The 24,108-nt window shown below is 72.0% G+C and carries 18 protein-coding genes and 3 tRNA genes; 14 read left to right on the top strand and 7 right to left on the bottom strand.

Features of this window, described 5'->3' with window-relative positions:
- The first annotated feature begins 5 nt into the window (after nucleotides 1-5).
- Together selB and fdhA are read left to right on the top strand one after the other, a co-directional pair.
- Nucleotides 6-2,006 (top strand): selenocysteine-specific translation elongation factor, encoded by a 2,001-nt coding sequence (gene selB, locus ABT352_RS33640; protein WP_350949046.1) that lies wholly within the window; start codon nucleotides 6-8, stop codon nucleotides 2,004-2,006.
- Between the two features lie 162 nt (nucleotides 2,007-2,168).
- Nucleotides 2,169-3,392 carry a formaldehyde dehydrogenase, glutathione-independent gene (gene fdhA / locus ABT352_RS33635; protein ID WP_350949045.1) on the top strand — a complete coding sequence of 408 codons (1,224 nt, stop codon included), beginning with the start codon at nucleotides 2,169-2,171 and terminating at the stop codon, nucleotides 3,390-3,392.
- 152 nt (nucleotides 3,393-3,544) lie between these two features.
- On the opposite strand, the gene ABT352_RS33630 is transcribed toward fdhA, so the two are convergent.
- The gene (locus ABT352_RS33630; RefSeq protein WP_350949044.1) at nucleotides 3,545-4,030 is read right to left on the bottom strand and encodes a ribosomal protein L7/L12; all 486 of its coding nucleotides are present in this window, start codon (nucleotides 4,028-4,030) and stop codon (nucleotides 3,545-3,547) included.
- Between the two features lie 403 nt (nucleotides 4,031-4,433).
- On the opposite strand from ABT352_RS33630, the gene ABT352_RS33625 reads away from it, so the two are divergent.
- The 4 genes from ABT352_RS33625 to ABT352_RS33610 are packed head-to-tail and all read left to right on the top strand — an operon-like array spanning nucleotide 4,434 to nucleotide 9,388.
- On the top strand, nucleotides 4,434-5,543 hold the full coding sequence (locus tag ABT352_RS33625; protein WP_350949043.1) for a BMP family ABC transporter substrate-binding protein: 1,110 nt from the start codon (nucleotides 4,434-4,436) through the stop codon (nucleotides 5,541-5,543).
- Nucleotide 5,544: 1 nt separating this feature from the next.
- Complete coding sequence (locus ABT352_RS33620) at nucleotides 5,545-7,272, top strand: ABC transporter ATP-binding protein (RefSeq protein WP_350949042.1); 1,728 nt, start codon at nucleotides 5,545-5,547, stop codon at nucleotides 7,270-7,272.
- Nucleotides 7,269-8,453 (top strand): ABC transporter permease, encoded by a 1,185-nt coding sequence (locus tag ABT352_RS33615; protein WP_350949041.1) that lies wholly within the window; start codon nucleotides 7,269-7,271, stop codon nucleotides 8,451-8,453. Before ABT352_RS33620 ends, ABT352_RS33615 begins: the two co-directional genes overlap by 4 nt.
- On the top strand, nucleotides 8,450-9,388 hold the full coding sequence (locus ABT352_RS33610) for an ABC transporter permease (RefSeq protein WP_350949040.1): 939 nt from the start codon (nucleotides 8,450-8,452) through the stop codon (nucleotides 9,386-9,388). The genes ABT352_RS33615 and ABT352_RS33610 overlap by 4 nt, the downstream gene beginning before the upstream one ends.
- 41 nt (nucleotides 9,389-9,429) lie before the next feature.
- Here the strand turns inward: ABT352_RS33610 and ABT352_RS33605 are convergent, their stop codons facing one another.
- Nucleotides 9,430-9,864: an ArsR/SmtB family transcription factor gene (locus ABT352_RS33605; protein WP_350949039.1), complete on the bottom strand. Its 435-nt coding sequence runs from the start codon at nucleotides 9,862-9,864 to the stop codon at nucleotides 9,430-9,432.
- 163 nt (nucleotides 9,865-10,027) lie between these two features.
- On the opposite strand from ABT352_RS33605, the gene ABT352_RS33600 reads away from it, so the two are divergent.
- Nucleotides 10,028-10,222 carry a DUF1918 domain-containing protein gene (locus ABT352_RS33600; RefSeq protein WP_350949038.1) on the top strand — a complete coding sequence of 65 codons (195 nt, stop codon included), beginning with the start codon at nucleotides 10,028-10,030 and terminating at the stop codon, nucleotides 10,220-10,222.
- 75 nt (nucleotides 10,223-10,297) lie between these two features.
- The gene (locus tag ABT352_RS33595; protein WP_350949037.1) at nucleotides 10,298-11,275 is read left to right on the top strand and encodes an aldo/keto reductase; all 978 of its coding nucleotides are present in this window, start codon (nucleotides 10,298-10,300) and stop codon (nucleotides 11,273-11,275) included.
- A 35-nt stretch (nucleotides 11,276-11,310) separates the two neighbouring features.
- On the opposite strand, the gene ABT352_RS33590 is transcribed toward ABT352_RS33595, so the two are convergent.
- Nucleotides 11,311-14,850, bottom strand: a complete 3,540-nt coding sequence (locus ABT352_RS33590; RefSeq protein ID WP_350949036.1) for an ATP-binding protein — start codon at nucleotides 14,848-14,850, stop codon at nucleotides 11,311-11,313.
- Between the two features lie 247 nt (nucleotides 14,851-15,097).
- The gene (locus ABT352_RS33585) at nucleotides 15,098-16,363 is read right to left on the bottom strand and encodes a glycosyltransferase family 4 protein (protein ID WP_350949035.1); all 1,266 of its coding nucleotides are present in this window, start codon (nucleotides 16,361-16,363) and stop codon (nucleotides 15,098-15,100) included.
- Between the two features lie 220 nt (nucleotides 16,364-16,583).
- Between ABT352_RS33585 and ABT352_RS33580 the strand changes: the two genes are divergently transcribed.
- The gene (locus tag ABT352_RS33580) at nucleotides 16,584-17,900 is read left to right on the top strand and encodes an FAD-binding oxidoreductase (RefSeq protein WP_350949034.1); all 1,317 of its coding nucleotides are present in this window, start codon (nucleotides 16,584-16,586) and stop codon (nucleotides 17,898-17,900) included.
- Between the two features lie 25 nt (nucleotides 17,901-17,925).
- Here the strand turns inward: ABT352_RS33580 and ABT352_RS33575 are convergent, their stop codons facing one another.
- Nucleotides 17,926-18,897: an alpha/beta hydrolase gene (locus ABT352_RS33575; protein ID WP_350949033.1), complete on the bottom strand. Its 972-nt coding sequence runs from the start codon at nucleotides 18,895-18,897 to the stop codon at nucleotides 17,926-17,928.
- Nucleotides 18,898-19,603: 706 nt separating this feature from the next.
- Between ABT352_RS33575 and ABT352_RS33570 the strand changes: the two genes are divergently transcribed.
- The 3 genes from ABT352_RS33570 (at nucleotide 19,604) to ABT352_RS33560 (ending at nucleotide 20,106) form a co-directional block, all read left to right on the top strand.
- Nucleotides 19,604-19,675 (top strand) — tRNA-Gly (locus tag ABT352_RS33570).
- Nucleotides 19,676-19,795: 120 nt separating this feature from the next.
- Nucleotides 19,796-19,868: transfer RNA gene (locus tag ABT352_RS33565), tRNA-Pro, on the top strand.
- A gap of 165 nt (nucleotides 19,869-20,033) precedes the next feature.
- A tRNA-Leu gene (locus ABT352_RS33560) sits at nucleotides 20,034-20,106 on the top strand.
- A 49-nt stretch (nucleotides 20,107-20,155) separates the two neighbouring features.
- Here ABT352_RS33560 and ABT352_RS33555 read toward each other — a convergent pair.
- On the bottom strand, nucleotides 20,156-20,659 hold the full coding sequence (locus tag ABT352_RS33555; RefSeq protein WP_350949032.1) for an NUDIX hydrolase: 504 nt from the start codon (nucleotides 20,657-20,659) through the stop codon (nucleotides 20,156-20,158).
- Nucleotides 20,660-20,699: 40 nt separating this feature from the next.
- Entirely contained in the window at nucleotides 20,700-21,971 is a 1,272-nt protein-coding gene (locus ABT352_RS33550; protein ID WP_350949031.1) for an ROK family protein, read from the bottom strand.
- Nucleotides 21,972-22,214: 243 nt separating this feature from the next.
- On the opposite strand from ABT352_RS33550, the gene ABT352_RS33545 reads away from it, so the two are divergent.
- Nucleotides 22,215-23,528 carry an ROK family protein gene (locus ABT352_RS33545; RefSeq protein WP_350949030.1) on the top strand — a complete coding sequence of 438 codons (1,314 nt, stop codon included), beginning with the start codon at nucleotides 22,215-22,217 and terminating at the stop codon, nucleotides 23,526-23,528.
- Nucleotides 23,529-23,748: 220 nt separating this feature from the next.
- Nucleotides 23,749-24,108: ATP-binding cassette domain-containing protein (locus ABT352_RS33540; RefSeq protein ID WP_350949029.1), on the top strand; the 360-nt coding region annotated here is incomplete at its 3' end.

The raw sequence follows: 24,108 nt of genomic DNA, 5'->3' as shown, positions 1-24,108 counted from the left end.
GGCTGATGCACGTCGTCGCCACGGCGGGTCACGTCGATCACGGTAAGTCCACCCTGGTGCGGGCGCTCACCGGGATGGAACCCGACCGGCTGGCCGAGGAGCGGCGGCGAGGGCTCACGATCGAGCTCGGTTACGCCTGGACGGAGCTGCCCTCGGGGGAGCGGCTCGCCTTCGTCGACGTCCCCGGCCACGAGCGCTTTCTCGCCACCATGCTGGCCGGGGCCGGTCCGGCGCCCGCCGTCATGTTCGTGGTGGCGGCCGACGAGGGCTGGATGCCGCAGTCCGAGGAGCACCTGGTGGCGCTGGAGACCCTGGGGGTGCGGCACGGCCTGCTCGTGGTGACCCGCGCCGATCTCGCGGAGCCGGCTGCGGCCATGGAGCGGGCGCGGGCCCGTCTGGCGGCGGGTGGCCTGGGCGGTGCCGAGGCGCTGGTCGTGAGCGGGCGCACCGGGCAGGGCCTCGACGAACTGCGCCGGGCACTGGACCGGCTGGTGGCCGGACTGCCCGTACCCGATCACCGGGCGCCGGTTCGGCTGTGGATCGACCGGGCGTTCACCGTACGCGGCAGTGGCACGGTCGTGACCGGGACTTTGCCCGCGGGCACGATCGCCGTGGGGGACGAGCTGGACCTCGACGGCGTGCCCGCGCGGGTGCGGGCGCTGGAGTGCCTGAAGGAGCCGGTGGCCTCGGTGACCGGTGTGGCCAGGGTGGCGCTCAACCTGCGGGGGATGCGCGGCCGGGGCGATCCCCGCCGTGGCCTCGCCCTGGTCACCCCGGACGCGTGGACGTACACCGACCTGGTCGACGTGCGCCTCAACCCGTCGGGACCCGAGGGCGACGGCCCGCGGTGGCCTGGTGAGCCCGAGGTGGACGGCCTCGGAGGCGGTGGCTCGCGCGTGCCCGCCGGGGATACCGGGCCGGAGGGCTCCTGGGAACACATCCCGGGGGCGTTCGGAGGCGAAGGACGTTCCGAGGGCTGGGACGCCGGTGATCTTCCGGGGCGGCTGACCGCGCACATCGGCTCCGCGGCGGTGGTGTGCGACGTGCGGCCGCTCGGTGGGCGGATCGCCCGGCTGCGCCTGGCAGGACGGCTCCCTCTGCACGCGGGCGACATGCTGCTGCTGCGCGATCCCGGGCGCGACCGGGGCGGGGTGCGGGTCCTCGCGCGGGCGAGCGTGCTCGATCCTCGCCCGCCCGCCCTGCGCCGCCGGGGCGCGGCGCGGGAACGGGCGGCCGAGTTGGCGGCGGCCTCGCCGGACGCGGCCTCCCTGCTGCGGACCCACCTGCTGTTGCGTACGAGGGATCTGGTGGCGATGGGGTGTGCTCCGGGCAGGCCGGTGTGCGGTGACTGGCACGCCGATCCGGCGCACTGGTCGATGCTGGAGGAGCGTCTCCCCGAGGTGGTGCGGCGCCACGCCTCGGCGCATCCGCTGGAGCCGGGCATGCCGGTGGAGGCGGCCCGCCACGAGCTGGCCCTGCCCGACCGTCGGCTGGTCGCGGCGCTCCTGCGCCCGCCGCTCGCCCTGGATGCCGGGCGGATCGTGAGCGGCTCCTCCGCTCGCCCGGTGCTGCCCGCGCCGGTCGTCCGGGCCGTCGAGCGGCTCGGCGCCGAGCTGTCCGCGCACCCCTTCCTGGCCCCGGAGGCGGGCAGGCTGGCCGAGCTGGGGCTGGGGCCCCGGGAGCTGGCGGCCGCCGTACGGGCGGGGGCGCTGCTCCGGGTGGCCGACGGGATCGTGCTGCTGCCCGGCGCGGACGTCCTGGCGGGCCGGGTGCTCGCCCGGCTGCCGCAGCCGTTCACGGTCAGTCAGGCCAGGCAGGCCCTCGGCACCAGCCGCAGGGTCGCGGTGCCGCTCCTGGAACACCTCGACGAAAGAGGACTCACCGAGCGGGTCGACGAGATCCACCGCCGCTGCCGGCCCCACGCGGGACAGGGATCTCGCGGTATCACGCCGGTCACCGGATCCGGCGGAATCGGGAGGCGAATCTCGGAGGGGGATGGCTCCTGATATCGCTGCAACCAGCAGGTATATGGTGAAAAAAGGCGAAAAATCATCTTCGGTTCGGATGCGGTGGTCACCGTTCCCCTCACGTCCCCCCGACGGTGGCGGGCCGCTCCGCCGGCGTCACGCGGAAGGGCACACCACGAGGAAACGAACAGGGAGGACGCCATGCCGAGCAACAGGGCCGTCTCGTACCAGGGGCCAGGCAAGGTGGAGGTCCGGGACATCGACTATCCCGGGTTCGAGCTCAAGGACGGCCCCGGGGTGAACCCGGCGAACGTGGGCCGCAAGGTGCAGCACGGCGCGATCGTCAAGACCGTCGCGACGAACATCTGCGGCAGCGACCAGCACATGGTCCGTGGCCGCACCACCGCGCCCATCGGCCTCGTCCTGGGGCACGAGATCACCGGCGAGGTCGTCGAACTCGGCCGGGACGTGGAGTTCGTCAGGAAGGGCGACCTCGTCTCCGTCCCCTTCAACATCGCCTGTGGCCGCTGCCGCAACTGCAAGGAGGGCAAGACCGGGGTCTGCGAGAACGTCAACCCCGGCCGGCCAGGCGCGGCGTACGGCTACGTCGACATGGGCGGCTGGGTCGGCGGGCAGGCGCAGTACGTCCTGGTGCCCTACGCCGACTGGAACCTGCTCACGTTCCCCGACAAAGAGCAGGCGATGGAGAAGATCCTCGATCTCGCCATGCTCACCGACATCTTCCCGACCGGCTTCCACGGCTGCGTCACCGCCGGGGTGAAGCCGGGATCGACCGTCTACATCGCGGGCGCGGGACCGGTCGGGCTCGCCGCGGGCGTCTCGGCGTTCCTCCTCGGGGCCGCCGTGGTCATCATCGGCGACCTGAACAAGGAACGGCTGGAAAAGGCCCGCAGCTTCGGCTGCGAGACCGTCGACGTGTCGCTGGGCGACCCGAAGGACCAGATCGAGCAGATCCTCGGCGAGCCCGAGGTCGACTGCGGCGTCGACGCCGTCGGCTTCGAGGCGCGCGGCCACGGTGGCGACGCCGACAGGGAGCAGCCCGCCACCGTGCTCAACTCGCTCATGGACATCACTCGCGCCGGCGGCGCGCTCGGCATCCCCGGCCTGTACGTGACCGGGGACCCGGGTGCCCCGGACGAGGCGGCCAAGCAGGGGTCGCTGTCCATCAGGTTCGGCCTCGGCTGGGCCAAGTCGCTCGCCTTCACCACGGGACAGTGCCCCGTCATGCGCTACAACCGCTACCTGATGCAGGCGATCCTGCACGACAGGGTGCAGATCGCCAAGGCGGTCAACGCCGTGCCGATCCCGCTGGAGCGGGCTCCCCAGGGGTACGAGGAGTTCGACCAGGGCGCCGCGTCCAAGTTCGTGCTCGACCCGAACGGCATGCTCGGAACATCCGGCTGACCGCCCGCACCACACCCTGAGGTGTGACAGCGCCCGAATCCTGTTCGCCGGCCTGGGCCGAGGGCTTCACCGCGGAATGCCCCGGTTCGCAGCGGCCGGAAAAAGAGGGCCGGAGGGACCCGGGGAAGGAGGCTTGAAGGGCTCGGGAAGGGTCAGAGCGCTTCGACGAAGAGCTCGGCCTCGCGCTCGCCCATGCCCGTCTCGCCGCGCACCAGGTGGATCGCCTGCTCCGCGCGGCCGGCGGCCTTGAGTTCGCGCACGCGAGTGGCGAGGTCGGGCCCGGTGATCGCGACGGTGCGCGGGGACTCCACGGGATGGGCGGCGCGAGCGCGCGCCATGAGGGGATGGCTCCACAGGTCGCGCCCCATGGCCACGGCGTCGACGACATCCTTGGCCTCCTTCAGGCCGAGCCCGGTGTATCGGCGCAGCTCCTTGATCGCCTGGATCTTCTGCCCCTGGCGGGTCAGCCCGGTGACGGTCTCATGCAGCCCCTGGGGCGTCAGCGGCGCGGCGGGCACCCCGCCGGAGACCGCGCGACCGCCCTTCCTGGCCGCCATGACGGCACCGACGACGATCGCCGGGACCACCACGAGCAGGACGGCGACGATCAGCAGCTCGGTGGGCCCGATGTTCGGCATGCCCGCATCGTACGCCGGATCCGCGCGGGTCGTGCGAGGCGATGACGGGTCGGCTGAAGAGGGTGCCGAGGAGCGTCGGGCCCACCTGCCCGAGGATCCGCGCGGGCGGCGTGGGGCGGCGGTGGGGCGGGCGAAGAGGGTGTCGACGAGCGCGTGGCTCGCCTGCCGGGGATGCGCACGGGCCGGGTGGGACGGAACGGGAGGTTTTTCTGCCGGGGAGTTCTCCCTTCTCGGGCAGGCGGTCTTGGGCAGGCGGTGAACACGATGGACGCCGACGGCGGTTAAATGGCAGCGTCCACATGGCAGCGTCCCAACCTGCCCCCCAACGAGCCCGTACCCCCTGTCCGCGACCAAGGTTCGTTCCCCACCCGCGCCCCGTGGGCATCGGATCGAGAGGATCGTCATGTCCGCACACCATCGAACGGGCCGGGTCACGGCCACGCTGACCGCCTGTCTCGCCGCGATGGCGCTCACCGGATGCGCGAGCGGCGACGCCACGGCGCCCCGCGCGGCCACCCCCGTCCCGGCGGGTACGGGAGCCGGGACGGACGGCGGCACCGTGCTCCCGGGCCAGCCGGACGTCAACGGCGACGGCCGGGTCGTCATCGGGGTGCTGAGCCCCGGTGACATCAACGACAAGGGCTACTACCAGAGCTTCGTGGACACGGCGGAGGAGTTCGCCACCTCGAAGGGCTGGACGATCATCAAACGCGGTGGCGTCAACACCAGCGAGGCGCTCAACGCCGCGCGAGCGCTGTGCCGCCAGAAGGTCGACATGGTGGCCCTGGGCGCCGCGGACCTCAGGGACGCGATCCCCGCCGCCGAGGAGCCGGTGTGCGCGAACACCGCCTGGTACGTACCCTCCTCGGACAACGTCCCGCAGACCCCGAGGATCATGCTTTCCACCGACGAGGCGGACCAGAGCCTGCTCGCCGCCGGATACGCGGCGGGCCTGCTGATGAAGGAGAAAGGCGAGACCAAGGCCGGGTTCGTGACCGGGCCGGAGGTCGACTTCACCACCGCGGCGGCGAGGGCCTTCAGGGCGGGTATCCGGCTGGTGGTCCCCGAGGCCACGCTGACGGTCACCTACAGCGGCGACCTCAACGACTCGGCCAAGGCCAAGGAGGCCACCCAGGCCCAGATCAGCCAGGGCGTCAAGGTCGTCTACCCCTACCTGGGCGGCGCCACCGACGCGTCGGCGGAGCTGGCCGACGCCAACGGCGTGCTCACCCTCACCCCGGGCACCGACCGGTGCGCCTCCACCGCGCCCACCTTCGACATCTCGGTGCTCTTCAGTCCCGGAGACTACTTCAGGGCCGCGCTGGAGGAATTCGCCGCGGCGAAGCTGCGGATGGGCGTGGAGAAGGTCTGGAAGCTCGGCGTCGACCCGTTCCCCACCGTGAGGATCTGCGAGCCCACCCCCGAGCAGAGGGAGAGGCTGGAGACGTTCATCGCCGACGTCGGCAGCGGCAAGATCGACCCCAAGGCGGAAGTGCGGAGGCTCGGCTCCTGAGATGCGGGAAGACGAACAGGCCGGGGAGCTCTCCCCACCGCCGGTGCCCGCGCTGCGGCTGCGGGGAGTGAGCAAGAGCTACGGCCAGGTGGTGGCCTGCGACACCGTGGATCTCGACGTGTACCGGGGAGAGATCCACGGCCTGCTCGGTGAGAACGGGGCCGGCAAGTCGACACTCATGAAGATCCTGCTGGGACTCGTCCGGCGGGACGCCGGAACCGTCCTGCGCGATGACGAGCCCGTCGACATCGGCAGCCCGAGACAGGCCGCGGCGCTCGGCATCGGCATGGTGCACCAGCACTTCAGCCTGATCGAACCGCTCACGGTCTGGGAGAACGTCGTCCTGGGCGACACCGGGAGGATCGACAGGGCCGCCGCCCGTGACCAGGTGCTGGAGGTCTCCCGGCGCTACGGTCTGCCGGTCGACCCACTGGCCAGGGTCGCGGGGCTCTCCGCGGGCGAGCGGCAGCGGGTCGAGCTGATCAAGTGCCTGCGCGGGGACCCGTCGGTGCTCATCCTCGACGAGCCGACGTCCGTGCTGACCCGGGCGGAGTCGGCCGAACTGTTCGGCGTGCTGCGCCGCGCGGTCCGTTCGGAGAACCGCGCGGTCATCCTGATCAGCCACAAGCTGGACGAGATCACCGCGGCCACCGACCGGGTGACCGTGCTGCGCGGGGGAAAGGTCGTCTTCCGTGGCGCGACCGCGCGGACGGGTCCCCGGGAGCTGGCCAGGTGGATGGTCGGCAGGGAGGTCTCCCCGGGAGCCGAGGCCGCCCTCGGCGTGCTGCCGGGAACGTACGGGGCCGCGAGGGGTGACGGACCCGGGAAGGCCACGATGACCGAGACCGCTCCCGAGGCCGGAGCCACAGAAGCCGCGACGGGGGAGGCCGGGCCGGGAAAAGCCACGATGACCGAGCTCAGGCCCGAGGAGCTCAGGGCAGAAAAGATCAAGGCGGACGAGGCGGGCACGGGCGTCCAGGACCCCCCGGCGCCCGCGCTACGGCTGCGCGGCCTCACCCTCACCGTCGACGGAGTGCCCGTCCTGTCCGATCTCGGGCTGGACGTCGCCCCCGGTGAGATCGTCGGCCTGTACGGGGCCGAGGGCAGCGGCCAGTCGAGCCTGGGCGACCTGCTGTCCGGGCTCGCCGTACCGGACTCGGGGACGGTCGAGATCTCCGGCAGACCGGTCGATCCGAACCGCCCGGGTGCGCTGCACGCCGCCGGGCTCGGCATCGTGCCCGAGGACCGGCACGGTTTCGGGCTGGTGCTGGACATGAGCGTCGCGGCGAACCTGGTCATGAAGTCGCTGGACGCCGTGAGCGGCCGGGTGTTCCTCGACCGGAGGAGGATGCACGCCGTCGCCCGCCGCATGGTGGCCGAGTTCGGCATCGTCACCCCGTCGACGGACACCCCGGTGCGCGACCTCTCCGGAGGAAACCGGCAGCGGGTCGTGCTCGCCCGCGAACTCTCGGCCCGCCCGGCCGTCCTGGTCGTGGCCCAGCCCTCGCGGGGGCTGGACGTGGGCGCCGTAGAGGACATGCACCGGCGGCTACGCGACGCAGCGTCCGAAGGGGTGGCCGTACTGCTGATCTCCACGGAACTGGAGGAGGTCATGACCCTAGCCTCCAGGATCGCGGTGATCTCCGCGGGAAGGATCACCGGCGTCCTCGCCGGCGGGGAGGCCACGGCCGAGCGGCTCGGAATGCTGGTGGGCGGGGCGGGCGCGTGAGAGAAACCCCCCCGAACGCCGGCCGGGACCCGTCCGGGCGCCTGCTCGCCCTCCTCCCCCTCGGTCCCGGCGCGTCCGGCTGGAGGACCGGCGTGGCGACCGTCGCGGGCGTGGTCGTGGCGCTCGCCCTGTCGTCGCTGCTGATCGCCGTGACCGGTGGCTCCCCGCTCGCCTCGGTGCGGGCACTCTTCCAGGGCAGTGTGGCCGACCCGACGGCCTGGACCTCCACCCTGCTGTACACGGCGCCGCTGCTGCTCGTCGCCGTGGGCGCGTGCGTCAGCGCCAGGTCCGGCGTGTTCAACATCGGGCAGGAGGGCCAGGTGCTCGTCGGGGCGCTCTTCGCCGCCTGGGTGGGACTGCGCCTCGCGGTCACCGGCCCGGCGCTGCTGGCGGTCGTGCTCACGGTCGCCGCGCTGGCCGGTGGCGCGTGGGCCGGCCTCAGCGCGCTGATGTACCGGCTGCGGGGCGTGAACATCGTGGTCAGCACGCTGCTGATGACCTTCGTCGCCCAGCAGCTCGTCGCGTTCGCGGTGAACACGCCGTGGCTGCTGCAGGAGTCGCGGGTCGGTGACGCCGTCGTCGCGCCGCAGTCCAACCCGCTGCCGGCGAGCGCGCTGCTCGGCTCGATCGGGGAATACCCGGACCTGCAGGTCAACGGTGGCCTGCTGATCGCGGTGACCGGAGCCGCGATCATCGCGACGGCGATCACCCGCACCCGCTGGGGGTTCCGGCTCACCGTGCTCGGACTCAACCCGCTCGCCGCCAGGCACGCGGGCGTACGCGCCGGCGCGCTGGGCGGCGCGGCGCTGGCCGTCTCCGGTGCCTTCGCCGGGCTGGCCGGGGCCGTGCTGCTGACCAGCCCGGTGGGCGTCCACCGGCTGCAGCCGGGCATGGCGATGAACATCGGCTGGGACGGCCTGCTCGTCGCTCTCGTCGCCCGTAACAGGCCGGTGCCGGCCGTGGCGGTCGCCCTGGTGTTCGGCGCGCTGCGCTCCGGCGGCGGCTTCCTCGCCGCGACCGGCGTGCCCTCGTTCGTCGTGGACGTGGTGAAGGCCCTGCTGGTGCTGGCCTTCGTCGCCCCGCCCGTTGTCATCGCCGCGCTCCGGCGCCGCGGGACCGGCGTCCGCGTCGCACGCGACGGGCACGGGGCCGCGCCCGTCGCGGAGAGGACGGCCCCATGATCGGCCCCATGATCGGCCCCATGATCGGCACGGACGACGTCTCCACCATCCTGTCCAGCGGGATACGGCTCACGGTGCCGCTCGCCTTCGCGGCGTGCGGGGAGTATCTCGCCGAGCGGGCCGGTGCCATGAACATCTCCGTCGAGGCGATGATGCTGGGCGCCGCGTTCGGCTCGATCGCCGTGGCCAGTGCCACCGGCAGCGCCACCGCGGGGCTGGTCGCGGGCGTGCTGGTCGGTCTCCTCATCGGCCTCGTGCACGGCAACCTCTCCCACCGGCTGGAGATCGACACCTTCGTGGCCGGTCTGGTGCTCAACGCCCTCGTCCTCGGGCTGACCGGCTACCTGATCACGGTCAGCGACTTCGACTCCCACCAGGTGTCACAGGTCAGCGTCCCCTGGCTGCGCGACATACCGCTGATCGGCCCCCCGCTGTTCGTCGAGCGCTGGCCTGCCTACCTGCTGGTCGTCGTCGTCCCGCTGACCTGGTGGCTGGTCGAGCGCAGCAGGTGGGGCCTGGAGCTGCGGGCGGTCGGCGAGCGGCCGCGTGCCGCCGACGTCACCGGCATCCGGGTCAACGCGCGCCGCCGTCAGGCACTGCTGTGGTGCGGCGCGCTGGCCGGGCTGGGCGGCGCGTACCTCGCGGTCGGCGAGGTCGGTTCGTTCAACCAGAACATGACGGCCGGACGGGGGTACATCGTCGTCGCGGCGGTGATCTTCGGCGGCTGGCGGCTGGGACGCACCCTGCTCGGCTGCGCGATCTTCGGGCTCGCCGACGCGATGCGCCTGGCGCTGCCCGCGCTGGGGGTGGAGTTGAACGCGCAACTGCTCATCGCGGCGCCGTACCTGCTGGCCCTGCTCGCGATGCTGCTGCTCACGAACCGGAGCCGCGAACCCGGGGCGCTGGGACGCCCCTTCGAGCGTGGCTCACCCTGAGCCCCCGGGCGGCAGGGACGGCGGGAGCGGCGCGGCCGGTCTCACGGGCCGGTGTCGGCGCCGGCGCCCGGAGGCGGCGAGGTCAGTGAGGACGGCGAGGTCAGTGAGGACGGCGAGGACGGCGGGGACGGCGGGGACTCTGCCTCCCTGACACGACGCTCCCGCTTACCCCGCGCGATCTCGGTGCCCAGGGCGTCGAGGTGCTGGTTCCAGAAGTGCCGGTAGCGGTCGAGCCACCTGTCCACCTCCCGCAGCGGGGCGGGGTCGACGGCGTACAGCCTTCGGGTCCCCTGAGCGCGTACGGTCGCGAACCCGTTGTCCCGCAGCACGCGCAGGTGCTGCGAGACGCCGGGCTGCGAGATCCCGAACTCCTCCTGCACCACGGCGCTGATCTCACCGGCCGCCCGCTCGCCGTCGGCGAGCAACTCCAGGATCCGGCGCCGGACCGGGTCGCCGAGAACGTCGAGCGCGTGCATGGCCTCACTGTCTCAGTATCGACTTATATAAGTAAAGTCTGACGCCGACGGGATGCTCCGGCAGGCTTCAATGCGCCTGCCACCTGGACGAATGCGCCGCAGAGTGATCCCATGGAAAGGGAGGATGGCCACGGGGGCAGCATCCTCCCATCCGGAGGACACTATGAAGGCCACCATAGGCGACAAACTGATCGTGGAGGGCACCCGCAACGGCGATCCTCGCAAGGTCGGTTTGATCATCGAACTGCGCAACGAGGACGGAAGCCCGCCCTACATGGTCCGCTGGGAGGGCGACGAGCACGAAAGCCTCGTCTTCCCCGGTCCCGACGCCCACGTGATACCGAGCGTGTCGCGGTAGAAGGGAGACACCGCGCCGCCGACCTGCTCCGCCCGGGGTGATTCCCGCCGCGCCGTGCGGGCTACGATCACTGATGTGGAACAGCGCGAATTGGGAAGAACGGGCAGGCAGGTCGGCGTCGTCGGACTCGGCGCATGGCAACTGGGGGCCGACTGGGGTGAGGTCGGCGAGGACGAGGCCCTGGCCACCCTCGACGCCGCGGTGGAGGCGGGGGTCACCTTCGTCGACACCGCCGACGTGTACGGTGACGGGCGCAGCGAGCGGATCGTCTCGCGGCTGATCAAGGCCAGGCCCGGGCTGACCGTGGCCACCAAGATGGGCCGCCGTGTCGCGCAGGAACCCTCGGCCTACACCCTGGACAACTTCCGGGCGTGGACCGACCGCTCCCGCGCCAACCTCGGCGTCGACACCCTCGACCTGGTGCAGCTGCACTGCCCGCCCACCCCGGTCTACGCGACGGACAGGGTCTTCGACGACCTCGACACGCTCGTCGAGGAGGGCCGCGTGGCCGCCTACGGGGTGAGCGTGGAGACCTGCGACGAGGCGCTCACCGCGATCGCCCGGCCGGGCGTGGCCACCGTGCAGATCATCCTCAACGCCTTCCGGCTCAAGCCGCTGGAGAAGGTGCTCCCGGCGGCGGCCAAGGCCGGGGTCGGCATCATCGCCCGGGTCCCGCTGGCCAGCGGCCTGCTGTCCGGCAAATACGACGAGTCCACCGTCTTCGGCGCGGACGACCACCGCACCTTCAACCGGCACGGCGAGTCCTTCGACGTCGGCGAGACCTTCTCCGGGGTCGACTTCGCCACCGGCCTGGAGGCGGTCCGCCGCCTGGCACCATTGGTGCCGCCGCAGGCCGGCATGGCGCAGTTCGCGCTGCGCTGGATCATCGACCAGCCCGGTGTCTCCGTGGTCATCCCCGGTGCCCGCAATCCCGAGCAGGCCCGCGCCAACGCGGCCGCCGCCGCCGTGGACGCGCTGCCCGAGACGACCCTCGCGAGAGTGCGGGAGATCTACGACGAGCTGATCCGCCCGCAGGTCCACCAGCGCTGGTGAACCGGTGGCCGGTGACCTGACCGTGACCGGCCGGATCAGCTCAGGCGGGCCAGCAATCGCAGGCTCCGCTCCTCCAGGTGGGAGAGGCCGAGCCGCCGGTGCGTCTCGACCGCCTCGCGGGCGTGCTCACGAGCCCGGCCGGCGCGGCCCAGCCGCGCCGCCAGCTCGGCGAGGACCAGGTGGGTGGAGCCCCACGCCGTGCTGCCTGTCCCGGCGACGATCAGCTGGTCGCCGTGCGGGGCGAGCCTGTCGTACAGCTCCTCGGGGTCGGGGACGCCGAGCCCGGCGGCGACCAGGCCCCAGACGGGGATGAGGAAGTCGGCGATCCAGTCGTCCGCGACCTCGGTGCCCCAGCGGGCGACCAGCTCGCGGGCGAGATCCGGACGGCCGGAGTCGAGGGCGGCCAGCACCGCGATCGGGCGCAGCGGCACCAGCGACGGGTCCTCCGCCGAGGCGAGCAGCCCGTCGAGGGTCTCCGCGACCCGGCCGCGCCCCCGGTCGCAGGTGAACATCGTGAGCAGCAGCCGGAACTCCTGCCCCCAGACGCTTGAGCCGTAGCCCATCTTCCCGAAACGGGTGACGAGCGACTCCGCGTCCGCCCAACGGCCTTCGAGGGTGCACCTGGCGGTCTGGGCGATGCGGACCATGGCCTCCAGCTCGGGGCGGCGTACCTCCTCGACCAGCCGTTCGCAGCGGGCCAGATCGAGATCCCAGCCGGTCAGGTCGCCGGCGCGCATCAGGCAGGCCATCCGGAAGACCCGGGCCACCAACTCGGTGGCGCGCGGCAGGTGCGGCAGGGACAGCATCTCCTTCGCGGCCCGCAGCCGTTCGGGGTTGCGGCCCGGCACCCAGCAGGCGAGCAGGTAGTTGTTCAGGGTCCGCGCCAGCAGCGCGGGGTCGTCCAGACCGCGGGCGATCTCCACGGCTCGCGCCGCGTGCCGCTCGCTCTCGGCGCGACGCGGGCCGTAGTGCAGCTCGACGGCGAGGGTGCCCAGCAGCGCGGCCCGGTCGCGGTCGTCGAGCGGCCCGGCCAGCAGGTCCTCGAGCACGGCGACCATCGCGGTGTCGACCACCCCGTAGGGGCGCCACAACCACAGGGCGAGTCCGCCGGAGACGGTGATCGCGGAGATCAGGGCCTCCCTGTCGCCAAGCCGCAGGGCGAGCTCGATCGCCTCCTCCAGGTCCCGGCGGGCCGCCACGGCGTCACCGACCGTACGGCGAGCCTGTCCCAGCTCCGTCAGCAACGCGCACCTGGACCTGCCGTCGTCGCCACGGCCGCCGTCGGCGGGCAGTGAGTTCAAAGCCAGCTCCCACAGCTCGACGGCCTCGGTGTACGCGAGCTGGGCCGCGGCCCGCCGGGCCGCGCGGGAGGCGTACTCCACCGCCTTGGACGCGCCGCCGACCCTGGCGGCCGAGGCGAAGTGATGGGCCAGGGTGGCGGGCTCGGCGCTCGGCCTGGCCTCCAGGCACTCGCCCGTACGCAGGTGCAGCCGGGCCCGCGCCAGGCGGCCGAGCCCGGCGAGCAGCGCGTCGCGCACCAGGGCGTGGGAGAAACGGTAGTCGGGGCCGCCGGGCGGCTCGGCCAGCAGCCCGCTCGCCACCGCCGGTTCCAGCAGGGCCATCACCCGCTCGGCGGGGATGCCCGTGACGGCTTCGAGCACGTCGATGTCCACCTCGCGCCCGGTGACCGCCGCAGCCCGCAGCAGCTCCCGCGTCTCCTCGGGAAGCCTCGCCGCCCGGCGCTCGATGACGTCACGTGCTCCGGCGGGCAGTCCCGCCACCAGGCAGTGCTCACCTTCGCCCTCGCGCAGCCGCAGCAGCTCGCCCAGGTAGAAGGGGTTGCCGCCGCTCCGCTCCAGCAGCACGTCGACCAGCAGGGGATCGTCGGGGATCCGCCGCAGACGCAGATAGGACGACACGTCCTTCGCGCGAAACGGGGACGGCTCCAGGTGCGTGGTCCCCGGCTCCCCGGACAACGCGCCGAGGGTGTCGCGCAGCTGCGCGGGGTGGTCGCCCGGTTCGGGACGCAGCGTCGCCATCACCAGCACCGGGTGGCGGGCCAGCTCGCCCGCGACGAAGGTGAGCAGCCGCAGCGAGGAGGCGTCGGCCCAGTGCAGGTCCTCCAGCACCACCAGGAGCGGGCCGCCGGTGGAGGTCAGCGTCGCCGTCACCCGCTCGTACAGCTCGAACAGGGCGGCGTCGGGATCGAGACCGGGGGGAGCATCGGAGCCCGCGGAGACATCACCGTCGGGACCGGGGCCGGAATCGAGACAGAGGGGAGCATCGGAGCCCGCGCTGCCCGGACCGGGTCCGGAACTCGGAAGGGCCGGGCGAGGCTCAGGGCCCGGACGGTCCGGGCCGGGTTCGGGGCTCGGGCCGCGGACCGGTGACGTCGCCTCGCCGTGGAACGGGTTCGTTCCGCCGCACTCGCGCAACACCTGGATCCAGGGCCGGAACGCGGGGGCCGCGCCGTCGACGCAGCGCCCCCAGGCCACCCGGAAACCCCGTCCGGCGGCCTCGTCGGCCGCGGCCCGCGCGAGCCGGGTCTTGCCGATCCCGGCCTCCCCGGTCACCAGCACCACCCCGCCCTCCCCGCGCCTCGCCAAGGCCAGCCGCTCGGCCACCAGGCGCAGCTGCGCATCCCTGGCGACCAGTGTCTCGGCGGTCACGAGGTCACCGCTCCCGTCTCCCGTCGCGGCGCGGGCCGGTGCGGGCGGGATGAGCGCGGCGGGAGACGGCACCGGGTCCGCCCCCGGAGACGGGCCGGGAGCGAGGCCGGAGGTCTCCAGTTCGACGGCCTGCTCGAACACCGCCCGCTCCAGGCGCCGCAGCCGCGGCCCCGGCTGGATGCCGAGGTCGTCGGCGAGCAGGGCGCGGACCCGGCGTAGCGCGGCGAGCGCGTCGGCCTGCCTGCCGCTCCTGTACAGCGCCGGCACCAGCAGCTCCCAGAGCCGCTCCCGGTAGGGGTGGGCCTCGACCAGGGCCTCCAGGTCCGGCACGCACGCGCCGCTCTCGCCCAGCGCCAGCCGTGCCTCGAATCCGTCCTCCTCGGCGGTGGCCCGCAGCTCGCGCAGCCGCGTGAGGACGGGCCGGACGAACTCCTGATCGGCGAACTCGCCCAGCGGCTCACCTCGCCACAGCGCCAGCGTCTCCTCCAGCACCCGGAGTGCCTCCCGGTGGTCGCCGCGCGCCAGTGCCCTGCTGCCTTCCTCGGCGCCCGCGGCGAAGCGCGCCAGGTCGACCTGACCGGGGGCGACGGCCAGCAGGTATCCCGGCTCGCGGGTGAGCAGCACCCTCGGCGGGGTGCGCGGCCTGCGGCCGGGCTCCAGCACCCTGCGCAGGTGCGCGATGTAGGACTGCAGGGTCCTCGTCGCGGCGGAGGGCGGCTCGCCCGCCCACAGCCTGTCGATCAGGCCGTCCAGCGAGACCACCCTGCCAGGCTCCAGCGCCAGCATCGTCACCAGGGCACGCTGCTTCCTGGTGCCGAGGTCGAGTGGGTGACCGGTCTCATCGGTGACCTCCAGCGGGCCCAGCAGCCGGAAGGTCAGGTGCGTCGGTGGGTCCTCTTTCTTCATGGCAGCCGGAAGCCTACGTTCTCCCACCGTCAATTTCGTGGCCGGTGGATCCGGTGACCGGCGGGCCCCACGGCCCCGAGAGGCAGTGAGCCGTTCCGCTCTTCCCCAGGCCCGCCGGGGAGGGAAGGCTCCGAGCGTGATGTCGACCAGGTCTCGGGGTACCCGGTGCCGAGGAGGCCGGGAACGGTGCGGCCGTCCGCCGTGCCGAGTCCAGGAGCATCCGAGCCGCACCGTATCGGTCGAAGACTCAGGAGGGCCGTTCGTAGGTGCCGTCTCGGCGGGCCAGTAACTCCGCTAAAAGGGCGTCCCACTTGGCGCCGACCGACTCCACGTCGTAGGTGACGGCGGTCGCCAGAGCGCCTTCGGCCAGCCGGCGACGCAGTTCCCCGTCCTCGATGACGCGGCTGAGGGCGGCGGCGAGGTTGGCCTCGGTGCGCGGCGTGACCAGCAGCCCGTCGACCTCGTCAGTGATCATCTCCTTGGGGCCGTGCGGGCTGTTGAAGCTCACGATCGCCAGCCCTTTGGCCATCGCCTCGAGGATCGTCATGGGGAAGCCCTCGTGGCGGGAGCTGAGTACGAAGATCGAAGCCTTCTCCAACTCGGCGCCGATGTCGGAGGTGGGACCGGGCAGCTCGACCCTCCCCTGCAGTCCCGCCTCGGCGATCTGGGTGCGCAGGTTGTCCTCCTGCGGTCCCGCGCCGAAGATGCGCAGGGTCCAGTCGGGATGGGCGGCCGCCACGGTCTCCCACGCGGCGATGAGGCGGTGGAACCCCTTGAGCTTGGTCATGCGGCCGACGGCGACCACGACCTTGTCCTCCAGCTTGGAGATCCCGCCGGTCATGGGCGGTACGGCGTTGGGAATCCTCGCCAGCTTCCGGGGCTTTCGCCGCAGCGTCGCGCGGTAGTCGCGCATGTCGGCCTTGGTGAGGGTGACGAGGGCGTCGAACCTGCGGTAACGCCGTCTGATGACTTTCTGTACCTCCTGTGACTGTCCCCGCAGGGCCACGTGCTCCTGGCCGATGGTGATGACGCTCGGCAGGGCCAGCTGGGCGAGGGCCAGGTTGAGCCCGGGTCTGGTGGCGATGACGACGCCGGTGTCGACCGAGCGGATCCAGCGGGCCAGTCGCAGGTCGGTCCACACGTTGAAGCGGTGGTAGGCGGCCTCCTGCGGCGGGATGAGCCTGCTCGGCATCTTCGACAGCCGGCCGCGCAGGCCGGTCGGCGGGACCAGCCTGTCGTCGAGGAAGCGGAACCTCACCCTCGGGTCGATGGGGAAGAACGGTTCCTCCGCCTCCTTGAGGATGGAGACGATCTCCACGTCGTGTCCGGTCGAGGCCAGGTAGCCGGCCAGGTTGAAGACCGTTCTGATGGTGCCGCCCATGCCGTACGCGTGCAGGATCAGGATCTTGATCTGGTGTGTGGACGGAGGTGGCGCGGTCCGTTCACGCCTTCGGTTCCTCGCCTCGAACAGCCGGTAGATCGCCTTCTTGGCCTTGCCCGTCAGTGCACGCACCTGTGGGGGTCCCCTTCTCGCAGGCTTCCGGGCTCACACGCCTGTCTCTCCCCGTGGCGCATGCCCCGCTTTGACCCCTATAGACGCTGCGACGAGACGGAAGGTTGCACGGGATCCGCTCGGGTGCGAGCGGATCCCGGATCTCAACTCGACCTCAGCTCGATCTCAGCCGACTCGTTCGACAGTGGGGATCGGTAACGGTGAAAGGGGAGAGGCGATCATGACGATCGGGGACGATCTGCGGCGCGCGGTCAGGGGGCCGGTGCTGGCGGCGGGAGACGAGGGGTTCGAGCAGGCCAGGCGGGCGTGGAACCTCGCGGTCGACCAGCCGGTGGCGGCGGTGGTCGAGGCGGAGGACGCCGACGACGTGGCCGCGCTGGTCACCTGGGCGCGCCTCGCCGGGCTGTGCGTGACCGCCCAGCCCTTGGGGCACGGCGCGAGCGGCGACGTGGAGGGAGTGATCCTGCTGCGCACCGGGCGGCTGGGCGGGGTGGACGTACGGCCGCGGCAGCGCACCGCGCGGGTCGGGGCGGGGGTGAGGTGGGGCGAGGTGCTCGCCGTCGCCGGACCACACGGGCTGACCGGGCTGGCAGGCAGTTCCTCGGGCCCCAGCGTGGTGGGCTACACCCTGGGTGGGGGCCTGAGCTGGTTCGGCCGCCGCCACGGCTTCGCCGCCGACAGCGTGCGCGCCTTCGACGTGGTCGGCGCCGACGGCGTGCGGGCCACGGTCAGCGCCGAGTCCGACGCCGAGCTGTTCTGGGCGCTGCGAGGAGGCGGCGGCGACTTCGCCGTGGTGACCGCCGTCGAGTTCGACCTGCACCCGGCGCCGCACCTGTACGGGGGACGCGTCATGTGGCCCGGTGAGAGCGCCCCGCTGGTGCTCCAGGCGTTCCGGGAGATCACCGCCGACGCCCCCGACGAGCTGAGCGTCTGGTTCGACCTGCTGCACTTTCCCGGAGCGGCGCCCATGGTCGCCGTGGACGCGACGTTCCTGGGAGAGACAGGGGAGGCCCAGGACCTGCTGCGCCGCCTGGACAAGATCGACGGAGTGATCTCGGACAGCAGGGGCCCGCTGCGGGTGGCCGAGCTGGACTCCGTCTGCGCCGAGCCCACCGCCCCCGGAGCGGGGGTGAACCGGGGAGAGCTGCTGACCGACCTGGCCGACGAGGTCGTGGCGACGCTGCTCACCGCGCCGATCGCTCCGCTGCTGAGCGTGCAGATCCGCCACCTCGGCGGCGCCCTGTCCCGCCCGGCCGCGAACGGTGGTGCCTGCGGCCACCTGGCCGAGCCCTACATGCTGGCCATGCTGGGCCTCGCCCCCTCACCCGAGGCGGCCACCGCCGTACGGGCCCGCCAGGACGAGATCTCAGCGGACCTGGTCCCGTGGAGCAGCGGACGCAAGCCCTACACCTCGCTGAGTCCCGGTGAGCGGGCCACGGCCGCGTTCCCCGTCGACGTGCTGGCCCGGCTGCGCGACCTCAAGCGCTCCCGCGACCCGCACGGCCTCATCCGCGCCAACTACCCGGTGCTGCGCTGAGCGGGACGTTCGATCCCCGGCCCGGTCAGCGCAGCAGGGCCCGGCGTAGCGCGACCACCCGTTCGGCGGCGGCCCTGCGGCTGATCTCCGCCTCGGGGATTATCCCGTCGAAGCCGTGGAAGGCCCCCGGGTAGAGGTGGAACTCGGTGGAGACACCCGCCCGCACCAGCCGCAGGGCGTAGTCGAAGCACTCGTCCCTGAAGACCTCCAGCTCGCCAACGTCGATGTACGCGGGGGGCAGCCCCGACAGGTCGGTCGCCCTCGCCGGGGCCGCGTACGGGGAGACATCGTCGCCGCCCGATCGCTCGCCGAGCAGTGCCCTCCATCCGAAGAGGTTCGCCGACCGGTTCCACACGACCGCCTCGACGAACTCGTGGCTGGAAGGAGTGGTGTTGCGGTCGTCCAGCATCGGGCAGATCAGGAGCTGGAACGCGAGGGCCGGGCCGCCGCGGTCGCGTGCCAGCAGCACGGTGCCCGCGGCGAGCCCGCCTCCCGCGCTGACCCCGCCCACCGCGAGGCGCTCAGGGTCGATGCCCAGCTCGGCGGAGTTCTTGGCGGTCCACAGCAGACCCGCGTAGCAGTCCTCGACCGGAGCCGGGTCCGGGTTCTCCGGCGCGAGTCGATAGTCGACCGAGACGATCACGCATCCCAGCGCCGCGACGTATTCGTTGAGGCGCGCGTCCTCCGTCTCCACGTCGCCGAGGATCATCCCGCCGCCGTGGATCCAGTACAGGCAGGGGACGGCGCCCTCCTGCCCGGCGGGCCGGTAGATCCGCAACCGGATGTCGGGATCGCCCTCGGGGCCGGGTACGGTCCGGTCTTCGATCACGACTCGCTCGTCCGGAGCGAGCGGGGGCATCGCCGCACGCGCCGCGTCCAGCTGGAGACGGACGTCGGGCAGGTCCTCCAGTCGCATGGCGCCGAAATCGGCGGCGGGCAGGGGACTCGCCTCGAGGGCGGCGGCCAGTCCGGGATCGAGATTGGGGTGAAGTGCCATGTCGCTCACCTAACCAGAAGACGAGGGACGCCGGTTCACGCGATCGGCTCTCTCATCGATCACACGGGATCCCGCGCAGCCGCACAACCGCGAGGTGGTCGCGACGAGAGGCCGTCACCCGGCTCCGCGGCCTGCCACCCACGCGGTGGGAGCCCGGTGAGGAGGTGACGTTCGGGCGGCCGGGCATCGGCGGGACGGATCGGGCCACCCGGATTCGCGGCGGAAAGAACGCGAGTACGGGCCCGGCAAGCCCGGCGCGCGACGAACGACGAATTCTCCGCGAGCCGCGGAAAACGGCCGTCGAAAACCTCGGGGGAGGAAAGCGCGGATAAAACCACTGGCATCGAAGGCCGCCTTTGTACTTCAATGGAGAAAAGGCCGGGGCATCCGCTCCGCACCTCGGAAAGGATCGACGATGAAGTACGGCGCGTCATCGGTGCGGCAGGGAAGCCTTGAGATGTTTTCGCTGCTCAATGACAGTGCTCCGGCTCCCGAGGGGGCAGGCGGCTAGTCCTTGCGAGGGAAACCGCCGAGCCGCCCAAGACATCGGTCCAGGCGGCTTCTTCATTTCCTGAACCATGGGAGGCTGCTTCGACCAGCGTGCGCGGAAGCTGGTTTCCCCGCTCTCCATAAATTCACGGCGCAGCACGTTTAACGCTTTCACGCCTTCTCGTGGGAAGGGGAAAGGATTCATCTCGGAAGACACGCCGCAGAGGCCGAATCGGTAAGGCAGCCGGTTTCCACCCGGCAGGACGGGGTTCGAACCCCCGCTGCGGCTCTGCCCTGGCAGGAGAAGGGCATGGGACTGGGACTCGGCGACGGGAGTGGCGACCCCCGCCCGGTTCGCAGGCCCGCGGCGCGTCCGGTACGGCCCACGCCAACCGGACCGGACGCGTGACGGAGCGTAGCTCAGCAGGAAGAGCATCCGGTCAGGGACCGGAAGGCCGCAGGTTCGAGCCCTGCCGTTCCGACGAAGCGGTGACTTCCAGCGAAGGCGACCCCGGACGCGACGATCTGAGGCGCGACCACTCACCACGCGCAGTGCTCCGGGACGTCGAGCGAGAACGGTCAGGCGACACAGGCGACACAGTGACATCGGTGACATCGGTGACATCGGCGTGCGTACGGCACGCCCGGCCGCTCTGGCCCAACGGCAGAGGCGCCGGTTTCAGGAACCGGAGGTTCGGGGTTCGAATCCCCGGGGCGGCACGTACACGGTGACGGGCGGGCACACCCGCCCGTCACCGTCGGCAGGGGACTACTCGTCGTGGTGCCAGGGCAGCGGGACGGGTTCGGCGGGGAGGTCTCCGTCCAGGAGATCGGACAACAGGGCTCCAAGGTTGAGGGGGAAGATCGTCTCATCGGTGGTGAGGAGATCGTGACGGGTCCACCAGCGGTGCGCCGAGATCAGCGAACGCTCCAGTTCCTCCTGTCCCGAGACGTCGACGGCGTGTTCGCCGACACGCAGGAAGAAGAACGAGTCGATCGCGGCGATCCGGACGTCTCCGAACCAGGTGAGGCCGGAGGAGCGGGCCACGACGGGCCCCAGGCGTTCTTCCGTGATCTCCAGCCCTGTCTCCTCGCGTATCTCGCGGACCGCGGCGGCGGTCAGTGTCTCGCCGTCGTGCACCCCTCCGCCAGGGGTGATCCAGCAGTGCTCGGCGGGCCACTGCGCGGGGGCCGGGCAGCGGAACAGCAGGAGGCGCTCGTCGGCGTCGACCAGCAGGATCCGGGCACTGGGACGTGAGATCGGGGCGGTCACGTCCTCGATCGTAGAAGAGACCGCCCGCCCGCCGGGGCTGTCAGGCTCCGGCGGGCGGCATGATCGCGGCCGGGTCGTTGACGATCTGGTTGATCACCACGTTCGCGGCGCCCCGGGAGGCGGCGCCGAAGCCGTGGTCGGAGGCGATGAAACGACAGCGGGCCGCGGGGCCGGCGACGACCAGACGCTCCAGCTCCGCCTGGGCGAAGGGGAGCAGCCATGCGGCCAGGGTGGCGAAGTAACCGCCTACGACGATCACGCGCGGGTTGAAGAGGTTGACCAGGATCGAGCCGCCGAGCCCGAGCCAGCGGCCGACCTCCGCGACCGCGACCAGCGTCTGCTGGTCGCCGGCGGCCAGGTCGCGGGCGATCTCGGCCACCCGCTCCTCGGGATCGGGCACCGGGACCGTTTCCAGCCCGTACGCCCGCTCGGGGGTCGCCATGCGCACCAGCGCGGCCAGGCCCACCTTCGTCTCCCAGCAGCCGAACCGCCCGCAGCCGCAGCGCCCGCCGCTCGGGTCGACCGGCAGGTGCCCGACCTCGCCGGAGAAGCCGTCCGCTCCGCGCAGCAGCCTGCCGTTCACGACGATGCCGCCGCCCACGCCGACCTCGCCGGTGAGGTAGACCATGTCGGCCGTACCGGCGGCGACTCCCGAGGTGTATTCGGCCAGAGCGGCGAGGTTCGCGTCGTTGTCGACCGTGACCGGCACGCGCAGCGGGCCGAGGGCGGAGGAGAGCCGGGCGGCGAGCGGCACGTCGTGCCAGTCGAGGTTGGGGGCGAAGGCGACCACCCCGTGGTCGACGTCGACCAGGCCGGGGACCGCCACTCCGATGCCCGCCGGCGCGGCCCCGGCGCGCGCCATCTCCTCGATGGCCTCGCGGGCCGTCAGGCCGAGTTCGCGAAGCGAGCGGCTGGCGCCGCTGCCCGCCGCGTCGAAGCCCAGGCGGCGGTCGACCAGGACGTTGCCGCCGAGGTCGACGCCGTGGACGGCGACGTAGTCGACGTTGATCTCCAGGCCGAGGGCACCGATGTGCGCGCCGTGCAGCGCCACCGCCCGCCGGGGGCGGCCGACCGTGCCGGCGTGGTCGACGCCCACCTCCTGGACGAGCCGCCGGTCGAGGAGCTCGACCATCAGGTTGGAGACGGTGGCCCGGTGCAGGCCCGTGGCCTCCGCGATGTCGGACCGGGAGGTGGACCCGTGCTCGCGCAGGTGGCGCAGGACCAGGGAGAGGTTCGTCCTGCGGAGCAGGGCGGGACCCGCGGCCTGAGGCGTGCCGCCCACCGTGCGGGCCTGGTGCTGCTCCTGGGTCACACGGCCACCTGGCTTTTATTTGTCTCGGATAGAAATTAATTGGATTTGTAACACACAGGTGTCCTGTCGCGCACCGGGGGGGACGGTAACGACTCGGTATCTGTCGTTCGTGTGACGTACACGCGTAAACGCGCGACCGTGTTACGAAAACGTTACGCAGATCGAAACGTTTCGGACCTTGCGCCCCAACCTGGACTGAGCCTTTAATTCGGCCAGTCATGCAAATTAATTGAGGGGAGTGACGTGCACCGTAGCTGGACCGGCAGTCGCAACGGCGGTTCGACGAGCTCGAACAGGTCGGCCGGTACACCCGCCGACCAGGCCACCGTGCGCCGGTCCAACCTGTCCCTGGTGCTGCGTCACGTCAGCGAGTACGGTCCGCGGTCCAGGTCGGTCGTCGCCATGGAGACCGGCCTGAACAAGACCACGGTCACCAGCCTCGTCAGCGAGCTGCAGGCCCGAGGCCTCCTCAAGGAGATCGGGCCCCAGCACGCCGGTGCCGTCGGCCGCCCCGGGCTCGCCCTCGCGCTGGACGGGGCGGGGGTCGGAGCCCTCGGCCTTGAGGTGAACGTCGACTACATCGCCGCCTTCGCCACCGATCTGGGCGGCAGGGTGCTGATCGACCGGCGGGTGAGCTTCGACGCGATGGGCTGCGACTCCGAGCGTTCCCTGACGGAGTTGGCCCGGGTGATCGGGGAGGCCATGGCCGAACTCGACCTCCTGGAGGTCAAGGTCGCCGGAATCACCGTGGCCGTTCCCGGTCTCGTCGACACCGCCACCGGCACCGTGGACGTCGCCCCCAACCTCGGCTGGTACGGCGTCCCGGTGGCGGAGTGGCTGGTACGCGCCGGAGTTCCCCCGAACGTACCGATCAGCGTGGACAACGACGCCAACCTGGCGGCCCTCGCCGAGTTCACCGGCGGAATCGCCTCCGGTACGTCCGATCTCGTCTATCTCACCGGCGAGGTCGGCATCGGCGGCGGCGTGATCTCCGGAGGACGCCTGCTGAGCGGCGCCGACGGCTTCGCGGGAGAGGTGGGCCATGTCATGGTCGACCCCTCGGGCGAGCGCTGCGGCTGCGGCCGGATCGGCTGCTGGGAGACGAAGGTCGGCCTGGCCGCGCTGGTCCGGATGGCCACCCCCGACCACGCCTACGGCATGCACGACGGGGTGATGCGCGACCCGGAGGAGCGGCTGGCCGAGATCGAGCTGCGGTGGGCCGCGGGTGACCCCCGGGTCGACCTGGCCATCGGCGAGGTGGGACGCTGGCTCGGGCGGGGATCGGCCACCCTGGTCAACCTCTTCAACCCGCGCGTCATCGTCATCGGCGGCTACTTCGCCAAGCTCGCCGACCGGCTCATCCCGGTGGCGCAGGCGGAGTTGAAGCGGCTGGGCGTGGAGGGATCCGCCGCCCGCTGCGAATTCGTCGCCTCCGATCTCGGCTTCGGCGCCGCCTCGCGCGGCGCCGCCGGGATCGTCACGGAGAGGGTGCTCTCCAACCCCACTGCCATCGACGTCCGCCTGGCGGCACCGGCACCCGAGAAGGAGCGCGAATGAGACGCCATATCTCGTGAGACCCGGTATCGCCCCCACGAACATCCCGTCCGTCCGGTTGGAGAACCGGATTCGTGACGCCGTCGTTCACGCCGACCTCGGCGGCGCCACGCTGGTGCTGTCCGGCCCGGCCGGACGGGCGGGATCCCAATCGTCCCCTTCTATCGAGTTCCCAGCGAAGTCCCCATCGAGATTCAGTCGTAAAGATCCACGGAGGCCCCCCATGCCCGAGCCGTCAACCGACTCGGCACCCCTCCTCGTAATGCGAGGGATCGTCAAGCAGTTCCCCGGAGTGCGCGCCCTGGACGGCGTCGACCTGGAGGTCCGTGCCGGCGAGGTGCACTGTCTGCTCGGCCAGAACGGTGCCGGGAAGTCCACTCTGATCAAGACCCTGGCCGGTGCCCACCAGCCCGACGAGGGGACGATCACGCTGAACGGCGAGGAGGTGCGGCTGTCGAGCCCGATCGCGGCGATCAGGCTCGGGATCTCCACGATCTATCAGGAGCTCGACCTGGTGGACGGGCTGAGTGTGGCCGAGAACGTGTTCTTGGGGCATGAGCCGGCCCGGCTGGGGTTCGTGAGC

The organism is Streptosporangium sp. NPDC000563, from assembly GCF_040299985.1.
Lineage (GTDB): Bacteria > Actinomycetota > Actinomycetes > Streptosporangiales > Streptosporangiaceae > Streptosporangium.
Note: the sequence above shows the minus strand (reverse complement) of the source record. Positions and strands in the feature narration are given on the sequence as shown.

Excerpts from the sequence above, each read along its gene's own strand:
- ABT352_RS33625 (WP_350949043.1), top strand. The coding sequence starts at position 4,434 with ATGTCCGCACACCATCGAACGGGCCGGGTCACGGCCACGCTGACCGCC.
- ABT352_RS33605 (WP_350949039.1), bottom strand. The coding sequence starts at position 9,864 with ATGCACGCGCTCGACGTTCTCGGCGACCCGGTCCGGCGCCGGATCCTG.
- ABT352_RS33620 (WP_350949042.1), top strand. The coding sequence starts at position 5,545 with ATGCGGGAAGACGAACAGGCCGGGGAGCTCTCCCCACCGCCGGTGCCC.
- fdhA (WP_350949045.1), top strand. The coding sequence starts at position 2,169 with ATGCCGAGCAACAGGGCCGTCTCGTACCAGGGGCCAGGCAAGGTGGAG.
- ABT352_RS33590 (WP_350949036.1), bottom strand. The coding sequence starts at position 14,850 with ATGAAGAAAGAGGACCCACCGACGCACCTGACCTTCCGGCTGCTGGGC.
- ABT352_RS33575 (WP_350949033.1), bottom strand. The coding sequence starts at position 18,897 with ATGGCACTTCACCCCAATCTCGATCCCGGACTGGCCGCCGCCCTCGAG.
- ABT352_RS33580 (WP_350949034.1), top strand. The coding sequence starts at position 16,584 with ATGACGATCGGGGACGATCTGCGGCGCGCGGTCAGGGGGCCGGTGCTG.
- ABT352_RS33630 (WP_350949044.1), bottom strand. The coding sequence starts at position 4,030 with ATGCCGAACATCGGGCCCACCGAGCTGCTGATCGTCGCCGTCCTGCTC.
- selB (WP_350949046.1), top strand. The coding sequence starts at position 6 with ATGCACGTCGTCGCCACGGCGGGTCACGTCGATCACGGTAAGTCCACC.
- ABT352_RS33600 (WP_350949038.1), top strand. The coding sequence starts at position 10,028 with ATGAAGGCCACCATAGGCGACAAACTGATCGTGGAGGGCACCCGCAAC.
- ABT352_RS33610 (WP_350949040.1), top strand. The coding sequence starts at position 8,450 with ATGATCGGCCCCATGATCGGCCCCATGATCGGCACGGACGACGTCTCC.